Source organism: Carboxylicivirga mesophila (assembly GCF_018271975.1).
Lineage (GTDB): Bacteria > Bacteroidota > Bacteroidia > Bacteroidales > Marinilabiliaceae > Carboxylicivirga > Carboxylicivirga mesophila.
In genome coordinates this window covers 108,574-125,127 of the sequence record NZ_JAGUCN010000020.1, presented here as the reverse complement: position 1 = coordinate 125,127, position 16,554 = coordinate 108,574, and the positions used below count along the sequence as shown (strand labels likewise).

The following is a 16,554-nucleotide window of genomic DNA, read 5'->3' as shown; positions in this document are numbered from 1 at the left end:
TAGCTCCGGTATTGTCATTAACGGTATAAGTGAAACTGTCGGATGTAGTTTCAGAGCCGTCGTGTGTATAGGTTACTGTACCGTTGCCATTATTGACAATGGTTCCGTTTGTGGCCGGTCCTACAGAAACAGAGGCGTTGTTAATGGTGCCATCTGCATCCGTATCGTTGCCTGTCAGGTTAATGGTAACCGAAGCCCCTTCATTCACAGTGGCTGCATCATTATTGGCTACCGGCGGATCGTTCTGAGGCGTAATGGTAATGTTAACAGTTGCGGTATTTGAAGTAGCTCCGTTGTTGTCATTAACGGTATAAGTGAAGCTGTCACTTGTAGTTTCAGAGCCGTCGTGTGTATAGGTTACTGTGCCGTTGCCATTATTGGCTATGGTTCCATTGGCTGCAGTTCCTACAGAAACAGAGGCGTTGTTAATGGTACCATCAGCATCTGTATCGTTGCCTGTCAGGTTAATGGTAACAGAAGCTCCTTCGTTAACTGTGGCCGCATCATTGTTGGCTACCGGCGCATCGTTTTGAGGCGTAATGGTGATGTTGACAGTTGCGGTATTTGAAGTAGCTCCGTTGTTGTCATTGACCGTATAGGTGAAGCTGTCACTGGTTGTTTCCGAACCGTCATGTGTGTAGGTTACTGTACCGTTGCCATTATTGACTATGGTTCCGTTTGTGGCCGTTCCCACAGAAACAGAGGCATTGTTAATGGTGCCATCAGCATCTGTATCGTTGCCAGTCAGGTTAATGGTAACCGAAGCTCCTTCGTTCACAGTGGCCGCATCATTGTTGGCTACCGGCGGATCGTTCTGAGGCGTAATGGTAATGCTGACTGTGGCGGTATTTGAAGTAGCTCCGGTATTGTCGTTAACCGTATAAGTGAAGCTGTCACTGGTTGTTTCCGAACCGTTGTGTGTATAGGTAACCGTTCCGTCATTATTATTTGTAATAGAGCCATTTGAAGCTGCGCTTACTACAATAGTTCCATCATTCACTGTTCCATCCACGTCTGTATCGTTGACCGTCAGATCGATAATGACCGAAGCCTCTTCGTTCACCGTTGCCGCATCATTATTGGCTACCGGCGGATCGTTCTGAGGTGTAATCGTAATGTTAACAGTTGCGGTATTTGAAGTAGCTCCGGTATTGTCATTAACCGTATAGGTAAAACTGTCACTTGTAGTTTCAGAGCCGTCGTGAGTGTAGGTAACAGTTCCGTCATTATTGTTTAAGAGGCTGCCGTTTGTGGCAGCTCCTAATGATACGGTTGTAACATTAATTCCGTCAGCATCCGTATCATTGTCAGTTAGGTCAATTGTGACGGCAGCACCTTCATTTACTGTTGCAGCATCATCATTGGCAACAGGATCTTGCCCAACAGCCAAAGCTGGCAATAATATGGCGAAAAAAGCTAAGCAAGTTATTTTAAATAACTTACTAGATGGGGTAGTGGTTTGCATGCTAATGTAGTTTTGTGAGTAAAACTAATTAGCTAAAGTTATTAAGGTTTATACCTTTTGGCCTACTTTTTTGATGAAAGGACTAAAAATGATTGTGAAAGTATAGGATTGTAGCTTTTGTAATTTGTAACGCTTGTGAATTAGGGAATTAATTGCAGTATGAGTGTGCAAAAACTGCTGCAATTAACTGCAGCAGTATAGTTATCTTATGCTTAATTTACGCATTTAAGCGATTTAGTTCAGCTTTTACTTTGTTCAGTTCTTCTTCAATTCGTTTGATTTCTTTTAATACGAAAGAAATTTCGTAGCCATCGCGTATGGCCTCCTTGTCAAATTTCTCCATCACAATGTAGTAGTATTTTTTGCCTCTGAACTGCACTTTAATTGATTGATTGGCATTTTGTGCAATAAAGTCAATGACACCATTATCCTTTCCATCTTTAAAATTAATGACTTCCCATTGGTTTTCGCCGTCCTCAAAATGACGGTTGTTGAAGCCATCCTCAGGAACTACTTCACTTTGTGCTTCGTTACCGCTGAAATATACTTTTATCTGATCATGGTATATTCTATCAGTGCCAGTGTATCTGCTGGAGATATAGAAATTGCCATCCAGGTCGAGGTGCGCCCTTAAATAGGTTCTTCCGTATGAATTTTCGGGCTTTTGGCGTTTGTGTATGAGAATTTTCTTTGCGCCATAATCTGATGATTCAATAAAATTTTTCATTAATGGTTCCAGCTCTGCTTGTTTTGTCTGAAGCATGCTGTCTAAAAATACTTTATTCTGCTTTTGTTCTTCAATGGTAATTTTACGTAACAGATCGTTGCCACGTGTGATATATTCAATTTGTCCAGGATAGAGTTCGGCAATCGAATCAATTTCCAGCTTGGCATCGTTAAAATTCTTGTCAGCAAACAGTTGTTCTGCTCTGTTATATTTTGCTTTAGCCAGTTCTTGCTTATTGGGGCCACACGAAGCGAATAAAAGGGCCACAAATAATGTAAACGATAGGATCCTCATACCACAATTTGTTTTGTATTCAAAAATACAAAGATTTATGAAAGAGCTGGTATGAATGGGCTGGAAACATTAAATAGCAAAGACTGCACAATCCAATGGGTGCAACCTTTGCGATTCGTTAATGACTTAATTTAAGAGTTCAATATCTTTGACGTTAACGTGCAATGATGCCTTGATGTGTCCATCTTTAGATTGGTAGCCTTCGCTTCCGGGAACACCCTCTATCAATACTTTTTGACCTTTTTTTAAGTAATCGGCAATTTTGATACTTTGTTTTTCACTTCGCCACAGCACGGCTTTCACCCATTCGGTGCGTTCCACTTTTTCACCTTGTGTGTTTTTGTAGTCCATTGAAACGGCTACATTGAAATTGATGGCTTTTCGGTTGCCTACGTCTATTACATCGGCATCTTTTCCGACTGTTCCGTTCAAAATTAGTTTAAGCATTTTTTTTAGATTTGGTTATTGGAATTTTAATTATTGATAAATCTAAAAAGCTTAATTATGAATGTCAATAGCTTGCAGGAAAATGCTTTAGGTTAGTAGTCTTGTTCTGTATCCTTCTGAACCAGTTTCTTGGTTGATAATAAACCGCAGGCGGCATAAATATCTTCACCGCGCGATTTTCTGATGGTGGTGGTAATCCCTTTCTGCGAAAGCTTATCGCGAAACATCTCCATGGTTTTATAGTCACTTCCTTTAAGTGGTGAGTCAGGAATAGGGTGAAAATGGATAAGGTTAATACGGCATTTTATTCCGTTGAGTAGTTGTAGCAGGCCTTTTACATGTTGAGGTGAGTCGTTAACGCCCTTAAACATGATGTACTCAAATGATATACGTCTTTGACGGCCAAAATCGTAATCACGCAATGCTTCAATCACTTTTTCGGCTGTATAAACATTCTCAATGGGCATCAACTGCTTACGCTCTTCGTTGAAAGGTGAGTGCAGGCTGATGGCCAGGTGAGCCTCGGACTCTTCGATAAAACGGCGCATGGCAGGCACTACTCCAATGGTGGACACGTTGATGCGGCGTGGGCTCCAACCATAGCCCCAATCGGCAGTGATTATTTCCAGGCTTTTCAGTACGTTATCGATGTTATCCATTGGTTCGCCCATGCCCATGTACACCACATTGGTTAAGGTATCGCGCTCGGGCAGGCTGGCTATCTGATTGAGTATTTCGTTGCTGCTCAGGTTTTTCTGAAAGCCCTGGCGAGCCGTCATACAGAACAGGCAACCCATTTTACAGCCAACCTGAGATGAGATGCAGAGGGTATTTCTGTTTTCCTCGGGCAGGTAGGCCGCTTCAATAAACTGCTGACTATGGGTCTGAAACAGGTACTTTTTGGTTCCATCCACCGACTCCTGAAAAGATTGAGGAGGCGTTAAGCCCACTTCATAGTTTTCGCTTAGTTGAAGCCTGGCTTTTTTCGACAGGTTGGTCATGTCTTCAATCGAGGATGCATGTTTTTTATACAACCAATCGGCTATTTGCTTGGAGGTGAATGCGGGTAAACCCAATTCTGTCACACAAACCTTTAACTCACTCAGTGTTTTACCGTATAGTGCCTCTTTGCTCATCTCTAAAAATAAATTTCTGCTATAATATTGTCGTAAGGAACGCCTTTCGCAATCAGTATTTCACGTACATCAATCACCATCTGCGAACCACCACAAAGATAGTATTTATTATTGGTTGGCAGGTTGGTGGCATTTTCCAAATAGCTGGTCAACCGGCCTTCCATTATCTGTGGCCCCGATTCGGTGGTGCAAAATCTAAGGTAGTTTTCACCAAGTCTATCCTGAAGCTCATCCTGGAAATAGAATTTATCGATGGTGCGGGCGCCATGCAGCAAGGTAATATTATTGGATAACCCTGATTCAACCAGCGAGATGAAAGGGGCGATGCCGGTGCCGGTGGCTATCCAGGTAGCGGGCTGCTCTTTGCATAAAAACTTACCAAAGGGTGCTGATATGTAAAGGGTGTCGCCGGGCTTCACCTTTGATAATGGAGGTGTTAATTCACCGTCAGGCTTCACATCGAACAGAATGCCCAGGAAAGTTTGGTTGGTTCCGGAGGCGATGGAGTAGAGGCGGGGCTCATCAGTGGGATGCATGGCAAGGGCAACTACTTGTCCGGCCAGGAATGAAAATGGTTTCTCCAGTTTAATATGATGAACATCCTTTGCCAATAGTTGATTGCTAATGACCTTTACGGCTTGAAGCTCCTTACGTTTGTGCTGATTCATTACTCGATTTTTGTATGAAACACGATTAAACACCTATTGTTTGCCTAAATAGATAAAAAGAAAGGCAACCCTTTACGAGTTGCCTTTATATTATATCAATTGTTGAGTCTTACTTCAATTCAATCAGTGACTCACCAGTCATTTCTTCTGGTTGCTCCACGTTCATCAGGCGAAGCAATGAAGGTGCCACATCGGCCAAAATACCGTCTTTGATATCACCCTGACGCTCGGTTACCCAAATAAAAGGAACCGGGTTTAATGAGTGAGCCGTATTTGGCGAACCATCAGCGTTAATCGCGTTATCAGCATTACCGTGGTCGGCAATAATGATGGCTTCGTAACCATTGGCTTTAGCAGCTTCTACGGTTGCTTCCAAACACTCATCAACCGCTTTAACGGCTTTCATAATCGCATCGTAGTCACCGGTGTGACCAACCATATCGCCATTGGCATAGTTCAATGCGATGAAATCGTATTTGTTCTGATTTAGCTCAGCTACGATCTTATCTTTTACCTCGTAGGCGCTCATTTCAGGTTGCAGGTCGTAAGTGGCTACCTTTGGCGAATTCACCAATATGCGGTCTTCTCCTTCGTATACAGCCTCGCGACCACCTGAGAAGAAGAACGTTACGTGAGCATATTTTTCTGTTTCGGCAATACGTAGTTGTTTCAAGCCATTATTGGCAACCACCTCACCAATGGTATTGCTTACATTATCCTTATCGTATAAAATATGCATACCTTTAAAAGTTGCATCATAAGGCGTCATGGTGCAGTAATGCAATGGAATGGTTTTCATACCTTCAGCAGGCATGTCCTCCTGTGTTAACACCTGAGTGATTTCGCGGGCACGATCGTTGCGGAAGTTAAAGAATACCACTACATCACCTTCCTGGATAGTACCAACTTGTTTTCCGTTAGCATCCACGTGGCTAAGCGCTTTGATAAACTCATCGGTTACACCATTGGCGTATGATTCATCAATAGCTGCGATGATATCAGTAGTGGCTTTACCTGTTCCGTTCACCATCAGGTCGTATGCTTCTTTTACACGCTCCCAGCGCTTATCGCGGTCCATGGCGTAGTAGCGACCAATTACAGAAGCTACTTGTCCACCTGATTTTTCCATGTGCTGAAGCAACTCAGCCATAAAGCCTTTTCCACTTTTAGGGTCGGTGTCGCGGCCATCCATGAAAGCATGCACGAAAGCGCGCTCTTCAATGCCATATTCTTTAGCAATATCTATCAGTTTATACAGGTGCTCCTGGCTTGAGTGTACACCACCTTTAGATAACAAACCTAAGAAGTGAATCTTTTTGCCATTTTCCTTGGCATATGAGTAGGCTTTAACCACTTCAGGGTTTTGAGCAATACTTCCGTCTGCGCAAGCACGGTTAATCTTTACTAAATCCTGATATACAACGCGTCCGGCACCAATGTTTAAGTGACCCACTTCGCTGTTCCCCATCTGTCCGTCAGGTAAACCCACGTTCTCGCCCGAAGCTTGCAGTTTGGAGTTTGGATAGTTCTTAACCAAGCTATCGAAATAAGGTGTTTCACCAGTGAAGATACCATCTGATTTCGAATGGTCTCCATATCCCCATCCATCAAGGATAATCAAAATCGTTTTCTTGCTCATGTGATAATATTTAAATCTTTTTCTGTTTTTACTTTACAATCGTCGAATAAAACGGCGCAAAAATAGATAAATTAACAGGAAATTAAAAGGTTTGGCGCTTCCTGTGGTTGATATTTAACTATCTAAAAGTAAACAAGCAAAGGTGTAGTTAGTTTATTGCTGGGATTGCGATAAACGTTAAAAAGATTTAATATTTCGCAGCTGATGATTTCATTTGCTATGAATGCCAAAAAAACCGAAACAATGCTGTTTCGGTTTTTATATTTCTTTATACTCTGTTAAAAGTGTATTTAAGCTTATCGAGTAAAATCAAAATGGTAAGAAGTATCACCTGAAATAAGTGTAGTTCTGTAATTTCCTTTTCTTAGGTGATCCAGCTCAATGATGTTTGAGTAAGCGATGTTACTGCTTCCTTTGATATGGTCAACTACCTTGTTGGTATCCAGGTTCACAAGCTTAATGGTTAGCTCATCTTTATCCGGATTTATGTAGCTTACCGTAAGTTTCTCCTTCTTGTCATCCAGGAAGAACTTCATGTTCTTGGTTTCTTCGAAAATATCTTTGGCCAGGTCGGCATTTCTTAATTCGCCATACTGTATATTAATCTTCTTTTGAACAAATTCCCCGTTGCCTTCCAGTTCAACGGTGTAATCGCCGTCGTTTAAGGTTTTAAGATCAACAAGCTTTTGGAAATTTGCTGTGTTCTCAATTGATTCCTGGATAAAAGATTCACCAGTTAGATTACAGACGAGTTTTACACTGTTATAGTTGAAACCTGTATTAATAACTGAAATAATTGATTGTCCACTAAGGCTGTGATTGTTTACTTCAATTAAACCTCTTTCTCCTCCTTGCACCGACACACTCACTAAAATACCCAGTGCGATAAAAATACTTTGAATTGACTTCATCATTGTTTTGTTTTAATTGTTTGGTGATGAATCAATAAAAAATGTGCCAAAAAAAGAGGATTAACATTTTTTGCAAAATGTTATTAATTATTTGGACAGGAGGTGTTTGGCGGAGAAGGGTTCCTTGTGTAGCCTGGTGGCTGACCTAAGGGGGTTATAACTATCTCCTGCTGGCAGCTGGCACATATGTATATTTCGCAAGCGGTACAACAGAAGCAGTTGCAACAGCTTCTTTGTAATTCATCTTTATCAAAGCTGGAGTTGCAATGTGTGCAGGTGATTGTTTGCTTATCCATTATTGACCGGGTACTGGTATGGTTTTACTGATGTTCACATCACCCATCACAAAATGTTTAGGGCCGAGCTTTAGCTCACTGTTGAGCAGTTCATCCCAGGTAACCACTTTACCCGTGTAGGCCGATATGCGCCCCATAATGGCGGTGAGGGTGGATTCAGCTATTTGCTGTGCCTCGTTGATAGGTTGCTTGTTGCGGATAGCCGTTACCAAATCGATGTGTTCCTGCACAAATGCACGCCAGAAGAAATGCCAGCGATCCTGTTCCTGATCTTCGGTCAATGGAAATTTCCAGCGTACTTCGCCCTGAGGATTAAAGATGGTGTTTTCGCAATTGGTGTAACCATGCGTTCCTCTAATGCTATCTTTTACATTGGTAGAGCAACCATTTATTTGGCGGCACATGCTGTGCACATGCACATTATCAGGATAGACGTAATCAACACTGAAATTATCGTACTGGTCGCCCGTAGTGCGACGTTGCCTGCTGCCAAAACCTGTTGCCTTCAGCGGATGAGTGCCAATGAACCAGTTCATCAGGTCGAGGTTATGAATGTGTTGTTCCACAATATGATCGCCCGATAGCCAGCACCAGTTCACCCAGTTGCGAATCATCGCCTCCATTTCGCTCCATTCGGCGCGAGGGTTAACGTGCCACAGTTTGCCCTGATTGTAGTAGCAGTTGCCGGCCACAATCTCACCAATGGCTCCCTGCGATACTTTCTCATAAGTCGCTAAATAGTCGACCTGGTGTCTTTTGATGGTGCCTGTCACCACCGATAGGCCCATCTCTTTGGCGCGCATACCATTAATAAGAATGGAGCGAATGCCGCTGGGATCTACAGCAACCGGTTTTTCCATAAAAATGTGCTTGCCGGCTTTAACGGCTGCCTCAAAGTGCTCTGGCCTGAAGAAGGGAGGTGTTGCTAACAGAACAATATCAACCCCGGCATCAATCACTTTTTCAAATGCATCAAAGCCCACAAAGCATTTCTCAGAGTCTATTTCAATGCCTCGTTCTTTTTTAATATTGGCACGACACTTTTGCAGCTTGTCGTCAAACACATCGCCCAGAGCCACCAGTTCCAACGAAGGCCCGGCATCTAAAAAGTTAAGAGCTGCACCTGTTCCGCGGGAACCACAACCAACTAAGCCTGCTTTAAGTACCGGTCCATCCGGCGCAGTAAGGGGCAAATCAAAGGTCTGCTTTTGCTTACGACAGCTTATTGCACCAGCGGCCAAAGCAAATCCTCCGGCCAGAACCGTTTTGTTGATAAAATCGCGACGTGAATGCTTGCTCATATCTAACTGTTTTATTCTGCTTGATAGCTAAGTACAACTCTAAATCCCACATCGTTGCAATCGGAATACCACCAGATGCTCTTGGGTATCTGCGGATCGGTTTTCAACCAATTGTCGTGTTGTGTCGATTCACGATAGGTCGGGCCTAACTCATTAATATCCGATTTGAATGAGCCGCCCTTGATAACAAATTCCTTACTGTTATTTTCAAACGGGTCGGAACAAAACTCTTTTACATTGCCAAACAGGTGACGTGCGCCAATGCCATCGGGTTGAACTTCATCCGGCTCTATAGTTTTTGTTTTGTTTGTATTGACGAGTTGATGGTTCAGGGTTTGTTTTTCAACTGCCTTTTGGGCAGCATGTTCCCATGCGGCTTCGGTAGGCAGTCGGTAGTTTTTACCTGTTTTGTGCGATAGCCATTGGCAGTAAACCGTGGCCGCATGATGAGTCATGGTAATGGCTGGTCGGGCTCCTAAACCCCATCCCTGATCGGGATTGCCCCACGGCGGTGTAGCTCCGGATATGCCATCCACTTCGGTATGGTCAGAGCGTCCTTCTGATTCGGTTTCGGAGAGGAATAGCAGATATTCGTCCCAGCTGACTTCCATCTCTCCTATAAAAAAGGATTCGATAGAGGTGGAGCTGTTGTCCTGCTTGGTTTCTCCCTGAACGGGCAGCATCCTGAAGGAAACATCACTTCCGGGTACGGTTTCGGTAAACGCCTGGAATGAATGAATGTCTGCAGCCTTAGCGTAGATGGTGTCTTGCTTATGTTCGTTGGTTAATAGCTTGTAGTTATGACTGGCTTTTTTATCGGTTCCGTGCCCCACATTCATGTGGCACTGGATACAATGCATCTCCTTTTCATTCTGCTGATAATGCCAATGGGCCAACTCACCGTTTTCTGACAGCTCAACAGGGAATAATTTGGGATGACAGTGGATACAGGATTCTTTGTAGGTATGATGTTTTGCAAACTCAACCTGCGACTTTTGCTGCCAATTAATATCAGTTGAGTCCTTAAAATAAAAGGCATAGATGTCGCGAATACCAGCCTTTGCTTTTTCCTTATAAAAACTTTGCCCTTTGGGTGGCAGGTGGCAATCGATGCAATGTACTTTTTGTTCGGCAGAGTGGTTGTGTGGCGATTGCAGCCAAGAGCTATGAGCATGCTCGTGCACATGACAGCTGTTGCAATAGGAGTCGGTAGAGGTGTAATGGTCGGCTTTCTTTAATAAGAAGCTTAGTAAAACAAGCACAATGCTCAATAATAAAAGTCGAACTACCCCCTTTTTCATTATTTTTTGTTTATCTCCGTTCAAAAATAGTATTTATTCGAGAAGGACTTTAAAAGTATAACACCCAATTGTCGTATATCCCCTAAATTATTAACGGCAAAAGAGCCTGATTAATAATAACCAGACTCTTTTGTGAAATATATAACCTTTTGTCTATTTATTAAAAAACAGGTTCGATACTGAATTTAAACTCATAGTTTTCGGCAGGTAAGGTGTATTGCTCGTATGGAGTAGCTCCCCATGAGTTATCGCCTGCCACACCCATCTGCTTCAAATCGAATGTGAGGTATACGCCATCCTGCTTAACGATGTCGTTGAGGTGTTTGTATTCATCGTGTGTTTCCTGATCGAAATCTTCGATTGGGTTGTGCAGTGCCGAGAAACCTAAGGTTGGCATGCCACTGATTTTTATACCCCAACCGTTATTGTTTCGCAACTCAAACCAGCGTGCATCAGTTTTGTAGCCATTTTCCTGCGGACGAACATAGGGCACGTATTGATCAGCTACTTTGCTTTCGTAATAGCCAACAAATGCACTACGGTTTCGGTCCCAATAGTTTTCGTGTGGGCCACGTCCAAAGAATTTCAGATTATCGAACTCAACAGACATTTCCATTCGCATGCCAAAGCGCGGAAGAGCTGGCAAGTCGTCTTTACCTAATTGAAGCTTATTGGTAACAATGATTTTACCATTGCCCAATACTTCGTAACTCACCGTTTGCGTCGATGCGATGGCTTCAATTGAGTAGCTTACATTAACAACGGCCTTATAGTTGGTTGCTTGCTCAACATTGATGTTAGTCACTTTTACCGATTGGCTTGCCTCGCGCCAGATGCCCAGACGCTTAATCATGTTGCTGCCTTTGTCGTTGTCGTTAGGAGCGCGCCAGAAATTAATGGCCGGACCTTTCTGAATTAGGTCGGTTCCGTTAACAGTCCATTGTGAGATGGTACCTTCTTGTTTACTGAAAGCAATGCTGAAGTTTTGTCCATCAACACTAATCAGCGCGTCATTTTCATTGACTTTAAGCTTAGCATATTGCTCAAAAGGAGCAATTGGGTGCACAGGAACCGGGTAGGTAAATTGCTCGTGAGCTACTTCAAAACCTTCCGGAAGTAGTGAAACACCTTGCTTCAGTCGTACCGAGAAATCGATGAAATACTCACATTCCGGTAGACCCTTAATTGGGGCAGAAGGGATTTCAATTACCTGGCTTTGGTGCGGATTTAATGAAACATCCACATAACCATGATGGATTTCTTTTCCGTTTTCGGAGATGCTCCAGCGAATATCATAATTATCCAGACTGATAAAGTCATGATAGTTGGAGATTTTGTATTGACCAAGTGGCAGATTTTCATTGGAGAAGCGCACATACTGATAGGCGTATTTTACTTCCCAGATGCCTGGTTGTGGCGTCATATCAGGGAAAATGATGCCGTTACATACAAAGTTACCGTCAGTTGGCATGTTCTCACCATAGTCGCCTCCGTAGGTCCAGTAGGGACGTCCTTCTTCATCGTGCTCCAGTAAGCCCTGGTCAATCCAGTCCCAAATGTAGCCACCTTGCAACTGGCGGTTGTTGCGGTCGTAAATTACGTCCCATAAATCAGCCAGGTTACCCGTACTGTTGCCCATGGCATGAGAATATTCACTCATAATCATTGGCTTAGTCTGGTGTTTCGAAGCATAGTGTTTCAGATAGCGAACGCCCGGGTATTGTGGGCAGAATATATCTGTATTTTCACGCATCTCAGCACGTTCATAATGTACAGGTCGTGAAGGATCGCGGTGCTTAATCCAGTCATACACAGCGGTGAAGTTCTCGCCGTCGCCAGCTTCATTACCCATTGACCACACAATGATACATGGGTGGTTCTTGCTGCGCTCAACCATGCGCATATTGCGGTCGAGGTGAGCTTCTTTCCACTCAGGGTTTTTAGCCAATGAATATTTGCCGTAATACATGCCGTGTGATTCAATGTTGGCCTCGTCGGTTACATACAGGCCGTATTCATCGCAAAGCTCGTAAAAACGTGGATGAGTAGGGTAGTGTGAGTTGCGCACCGCGTTGATGTTGAATTGTTTCATGAGTTTTACTTCGTGAAGCATGTCTTCCTCATTCACCACATGACCAGTCGTTTGGTTGTGCTCATGACGGTTAACGCCTTTGATCAATACTTCAACACCATTGATGTAGAAAATATCATCAATGATCTCCACTTTCCGGAAACCTGTTTTGGCTGATACATATTCCTTATTGCCTTTGGCATCCTCAAGTTGTAATACAACGGTGTAAAGGTTAGGCGTTTCGGCAGTCCATTTTAACGGATTATCGATGGCCTTTTCAAAATGCAGCTCTAAATCAGCTTTTTTATTGATTTTAGCTGTGGTTGTTTCGCTGGCTATTACCTTCTGATTGTGATCAAACAGCATGTAAGTCAGCTTGTAGTTGCCGGCACGAAGTCCTTTTATGTGATTTTTCAGGTCAACGTCAATCTTTAACTGACCATTTGTGTAGTTCTCGTCCAAATCTCCTTTGACAAAGAAGTCGCGAATACGCACTTTAGGGGTCGAGTAGATAAATACATCACGTTCTATCCCGCTGATGCGCCAGAAGTCCTGACATTCCAGGTAGGAGCCGTCACTCCAGCGATATACTTCAATGGCAACGGTGTTTTCGCCTTTTTGCAGGTACTTGGTAATGTCCCATTCAGCCTCGGTTTTACTACCCTGGCTATAGCCTACTTTCTGTCCATTAATCCAAATGTAGAAGGCCGATTTAACAGCGCCAAACTGAATAAAAATCTGGCGGCCATCCCAGCTCTCAGGTACAGTAAATGAACGTCGGTAGGAGCCAACCGGGTTATAATCATGAGGCACCTGGCCCGGATTAGCCGGGTAGATGGTTTCTACATATTTGATCTCGTCTGAAACAGGCGCTTTATAGCTGGCAAACTCGTATTGATGATTACAATAAATAGGTATGCCATAGCCTTCAAGCTCCCAGTTGGACGGAACTTTTATGTTATCCCACGTGCTGACATCAAAGGATGGTTTGTAAAAATCGACAGGTCGGTCAGCCGGTTTTCTTACCCAGTTAAATTTCCAGGTGCCATTCAGACTTTTGTAATAAACCGATGCCTCGTGCTTCTTAGCTAAAGCATCTGGCAGGTTCGAGAAGGTCATGAATGATGCGTGGGGAGCCTCTTTGTTTTGATTAAACATTTTGGGGTTCTCCCAGTCGTTTGATTTATTGGCTAATGCCGGGCATAAGTTTGAAATACCAACAAATACCAATAAGTATGCGAAAAAGTGTTTAGCCATAGTAATGAATTAATCCAGTATATGATTATTACCAGATGACATGGATAATATAATTATTTGGAGAATGGCAGCAGGCTTATGCAGCCTGCTGCTTTATTAAATTAATGTACAGATAATTGTCCTTTTGAGTCTGCCTCAGCCAGGTTTCTTACACCTGTGGTACCACCACCTTTAAGGGTTAATTCAACCGGCTTGTTGGTTTTCCAGGCACCGCGTGTAAAGTCAGGTACATTAATGGGTTTTGACCCATTAGCGATGGACCATTCGCTCAGCGGCGTGATACAACTCCAGGCTGCCGCATCATACACGTCCATATCCATTGGTAAGCCGTTGCGTAAACAGTCAATCAGGCGCCAGTCCATGATAAAGTCCATACCTCCGTGACCACCTACTTGCTTAGCCATATCACCCACACGGCGCACAATTTCAGGAGTGTAGGTATCCCACAGCTCTTTCATTTTAGCATCGTCCGCTACATTGTGGCCGAATGCGATATGTTGAAGTGGCCATTTTTGTGCAAAACATTTAGTACCACTTAACATGTGAATACGTGAATAGGGGCGTGGTGAGCTAATGTCGTGCTGTATCATGATGGTGCGTCCTTTGACGGTGCGTATCATCTGCATATCCATATTCCCGCGCATTTGTTTGCCAACAAATTGTTGCAGGTCAGGACGGTCAGGTGCTAATTCTTTGATGCGATTGGCCAGGGTAAAGTCATCAGACATCATGGCCGTCAGGTAATCCATGCGATCGCCACGGTTGATGTCCATGGCCTGACAGATAGGGCCTAAACCGTGTGTTGGATATACATTGGCCTTACGGGTATTTTCGTGCAGACGCCACAGCTTATCATAGGCTCCATCGCCACCCGGCTTGTCATCCTGGGGCTTATTGAAATGCCAGTAATCCAGGTCGTGGATGTAAGCACCTTCTCCGTGTACTAAATCGCCAAACACGCCCTGGCGAGCCATGTTAAGGGTTAACAGCTCGAAAAAGTCGTAGCAGCAGTTCTCCAAAATAACACAGTGTTTCTTGGTTTGTTCCGATACTTCCACCATCTCCCAGCACTCGTCCATGGTTTTGGCGGTAGATACCTCTACAGCAGCATGCTTATCGCCTTTCATGGCGGCAATAGCTACCGGTACGTGCCATTCCCAGGGAGTAGCAATGTACACCAGGTCCACGAGGTCGCTGTTACATAACTCTTTAAAGGCCGTATCACTACCCGTAAACTCTTTCGCTTTAGGTAATCCAGCTTCGCTCAAAATCTTTTGTGCACCATCCATAGCTGCCTGACGAGTGTCGCAGATGGCAGTCACTTCAACGCCTTCGATGTGCGTCATGCGTTTAACTGCCGGTGTACCTCTATCGCCAATACCAACGAAACCAACACGCACTGTACTAAGTTTTGGCGCTGCATAGCCACACATATTAAAGTTCATTTTAGGTACTCGCTCTGCATTTTCTCGTATGTATGCTACTTGTTCTTTTTCTTTGGTGCCTGTTGTTGCACAGCTCGCTAAAGGAGCAGCTGTAACAACGCCGGCCCCAAGGGCCATGTTTTTAAGAAATGATCGTCTGTCGGATGCCATAATCGTTGAATTTAATTTAGTTTTTTATCATGTTGAACTGCCTCGGCAGCCTCATTAGCCATTTTTACCAATTGATTTACCAGTTTAGGGTGTTGTTCAGCCACGTTGGTCGTTTCGCCAATATCAGTCGTTAAGTCAAACAAGTGATGTTCCTTTAATTCGCCAGTCCAGTGCTTACCTGCCAAAACCAGTTTCCAGTTTTGGTAGCGTATACTGGATATTCCACCTTTAGGCTTAAACCCATAGATGGCTTTGTGTGGTGTTTTTGCACCTGGCTGACCACTCATCAGTGGCCAGATATTCTTGCCATCAATTATCCGATCATCAGGAATTGAAGCACCTGCAAGTTCCGCAAAAGTGGTGAATAAGTCCATTGCACCAATAGGTTCGTTACAGCTTGTACCGGCTGGTATTTGCCCCTCCCAGGTCATGATGCACGATACACGGATGCCGCCATCGTAACGTTCCTGGTATTTACCTTCTCTCAGTATATGTTTTCTCTCAGGATCGGTGAATCCAAATTTTCCATAGCAGTTCTCCAGTTCCTGGTCGCGGTGTACCAATGGCCCGTTATCAGATGAAAAAACAATGATGGTATTGTCTTCGATACCTAAGCGTTTTAGTGTGTTCATAATAATACCAACAGAGGTGTCAAGGTATTCTACCGCATCACCATAGGCTGCTGCCTTGCTTCGGCCTTCAAAGCCTTTGGGAACAAACCAGGGCGTATGCGTTTCAATGTTGGCATATTGAAGGTAGAAAGGCTTCTGTTGTTCCTTAACTGCTCTGTAAATGAACTTACAGGCTTCACGGGTAAATAAAGCAGGGAGCTCAGCCAGATCATTGTTATCGCAACGCTTAATGATTTGAGCCTGCTCAATCAACGGAATAGCCGGATCGCTCACGCCATTGGGCCGCCAGCCGCTGTTACCAATCCGTTCCGGTCCATGGTCGTTGGGATAGGGGATGCCTAAAAACTCATCAAACCCATGCACGCAAGGCAGGTACTGTGGCAAATGCCCCAGGTGCCACTTGCCATACAATCCAGTGGTATAACCTTCTTCTTTTAAAAGCTCAGCAATGGTTGTTTCCAATTCATCTTCAAGGCCGTGTTTAGAGTGTGGAAAGAGCACAAATAGCCCTTGGTTATTATTTATGCGAGGCGAATAGCGGCCAGTCAACAAAGTAGCCCGGGAAGGGGTGCATGTGCCATGAGGAGCGTAAAAGCTGGTAAATTTCATTCCTTTGGCTGCTAATGCATCCAGGTTGGGCGTTGAAATATCCTTTGAACCAAAACAACTCAAATCATCATAACCAACATCGTCGGCCAAAATATGGATGATGTTAGGTTTGGCTATATTTTCTTGAGCTATTATCTGAATACCGATAAGAAACAGAAGAATTGAAATGAGTTGTTTCATTTTAGTTCGTTTTGTATGATTACTA

12 protein-coding genes are annotated in these 16,554 nt (G+C 43.7%); all 12 read right to left on the bottom strand.

The features are described 5' to 3' along the window. On the bottom strand, positions 1-1,465 hold a 1,465-nt coding region (locus KEM09_RS16420), incomplete at its 3' end, for an Ig-like domain-containing protein (protein ID WP_212229922.1). A 217-nt stretch (positions 1,466-1,682) separates the two neighbouring features. Then, entirely contained in the window at positions 1,683-2,486 is an 804-nt protein-coding gene (locus tag KEM09_RS16415; RefSeq protein ID WP_212229920.1) for an outer membrane protein assembly factor BamD, read from the bottom strand. Between the two features lie 126 nt (positions 2,487-2,612). Then, on the bottom strand, positions 2,613-2,933 hold the full coding sequence (locus KEM09_RS16410; protein ID WP_212229918.1) for a single-stranded DNA-binding protein: 321 nt from the start codon (positions 2,931-2,933) through the stop codon (positions 2,613-2,615). 92 nt (positions 2,934-3,025) lie between these two features. Further along, positions 3,026-4,069 carry a dual-specificity RNA methyltransferase RlmN gene (rlmN, locus tag KEM09_RS16405; RefSeq protein WP_212229916.1) on the bottom strand — a complete coding sequence of 348 codons (1,044 nt, stop codon included), beginning with the start codon at positions 4,067-4,069 and terminating at the stop codon, positions 3,026-3,028. A gap of 2 nt (positions 4,070-4,071) precedes the next feature. Then, positions 4,072-4,737 (bottom strand): ferredoxin--NADP reductase, encoded by a 666-nt coding sequence (locus KEM09_RS16400; RefSeq protein WP_212229914.1) that lies wholly within the window; start codon positions 4,735-4,737, stop codon positions 4,072-4,074. A 109-nt stretch (positions 4,738-4,846) separates the two neighbouring features. Further along, positions 4,847-6,376, bottom strand: a complete 1,530-nt coding sequence (gene gpmI / locus KEM09_RS16395) for a 2,3-bisphosphoglycerate-independent phosphoglycerate mutase (protein ID WP_212229912.1) — start codon at positions 6,374-6,376, stop codon at positions 4,847-4,849. A 296-nt stretch (positions 6,377-6,672) separates the two neighbouring features. Then, positions 6,673-7,290: a hypothetical protein gene (locus KEM09_RS16390; protein ID WP_212229910.1), complete on the bottom strand. Its 618-nt coding sequence runs from the start codon at positions 7,288-7,290 to the stop codon at positions 6,673-6,675. 292 nt (positions 7,291-7,582) lie between these two features. After that, positions 7,583-8,884: a Gfo/Idh/MocA family protein gene (locus KEM09_RS16385; protein WP_212229908.1), complete on the bottom strand. Its 1,302-nt coding sequence runs from the start codon at positions 8,882-8,884 to the stop codon at positions 7,583-7,585. Positions 8,885-8,895: 11 nt separating this feature from the next. Beyond that, positions 8,896-10,185: a NapC/NirT family cytochrome c gene (locus KEM09_RS16380; protein WP_212229906.1), complete on the bottom strand. Its 1,290-nt coding sequence runs from the start codon at positions 10,183-10,185 to the stop codon at positions 8,896-8,898. Positions 10,186-10,345: 160 nt separating this feature from the next. Continuing rightward, positions 10,346-13,513 (bottom strand): beta-galactosidase, LacZ type, encoded by a 3,168-nt coding sequence (gene lacZ / locus KEM09_RS16375; protein ID WP_212229905.1) that lies wholly within the window; start codon positions 13,511-13,513, stop codon positions 10,346-10,348. Positions 13,514-13,614: 101 nt separating this feature from the next. Then, a complete protein-coding gene (locus tag KEM09_RS16370) occupies positions 13,615-15,108 on the bottom strand; it encodes a Gfo/Idh/MocA family protein (protein ID WP_212229904.1) in 1,494 nt (497 codons plus the stop codon). Positions 15,109-15,119: 11 nt separating this feature from the next. Then, the gene (locus tag KEM09_RS16365) at positions 15,120-16,529 is read right to left on the bottom strand and encodes a sulfatase family protein (RefSeq protein ID WP_212229903.1); all 1,410 of its coding nucleotides are present in this window, start codon (positions 16,527-16,529) and stop codon (positions 15,120-15,122) included. Positions 16,530-16,554 lie beyond the last annotated feature (25 nt).

Excerpts from the sequence above, each read along its gene's own strand:
- KEM09_RS16415 (WP_212229920.1), bottom strand. The coding sequence starts at position 2,486 with ATGAGGATCCTATCGTTTACATTATTTGTGGCCCTTTTATTCGCTTCG.
- KEM09_RS16410 (WP_212229918.1), bottom strand. The coding sequence starts at position 2,933 with ATGCTTAAACTAATTTTGAACGGAACAGTCGGAAAAGATGCCGATGTA.
- rlmN (WP_212229916.1), bottom strand. The coding sequence starts at position 4,069 with ATGAGCAAAGAGGCACTATACGGTAAAACACTGAGTGAGTTAAAGGTT.
- KEM09_RS16400 (WP_212229914.1), bottom strand. The coding sequence starts at position 4,737 with ATGAATCAGCACAAACGTAAGGAGCTTCAAGCCGTAAAGGTCATTAGC.
- gpmI (WP_212229912.1), bottom strand. The coding sequence starts at position 6,376 with ATGAGCAAGAAAACGATTTTGATTATCCTTGATGGATGGGGATATGGA.
- KEM09_RS16390 (WP_212229910.1), bottom strand. The coding sequence starts at position 7,290 with ATGATGAAGTCAATTCAAAGTATTTTTATCGCACTGGGTATTTTAGTG.
- KEM09_RS16385 (WP_212229908.1), bottom strand. The coding sequence starts at position 8,884 with ATGAGCAAGCATTCACGTCGCGATTTTATCAACAAAACGGTTCTGGCC.
- KEM09_RS16380 (WP_212229906.1), bottom strand. The coding sequence starts at position 10,185 with ATGAAAAAGGGGGTAGTTCGACTTTTATTATTGAGCATTGTGCTTGTT.
- lacZ (WP_212229905.1), bottom strand. The coding sequence starts at position 13,513 with ATGGCTAAACACTTTTTCGCATACTTATTGGTATTTGTTGGTATTTCA.
- KEM09_RS16370 (WP_212229904.1), bottom strand. The coding sequence starts at position 15,108 with ATGGCATCCGACAGACGATCATTTCTTAAAAACATGGCCCTTGGGGCC.
- KEM09_RS16365 (WP_212229903.1), bottom strand. The coding sequence starts at position 16,529 with ATGAAACAACTCATTTCAATTCTTCTGTTTCTTATCGGTATTCAGATA.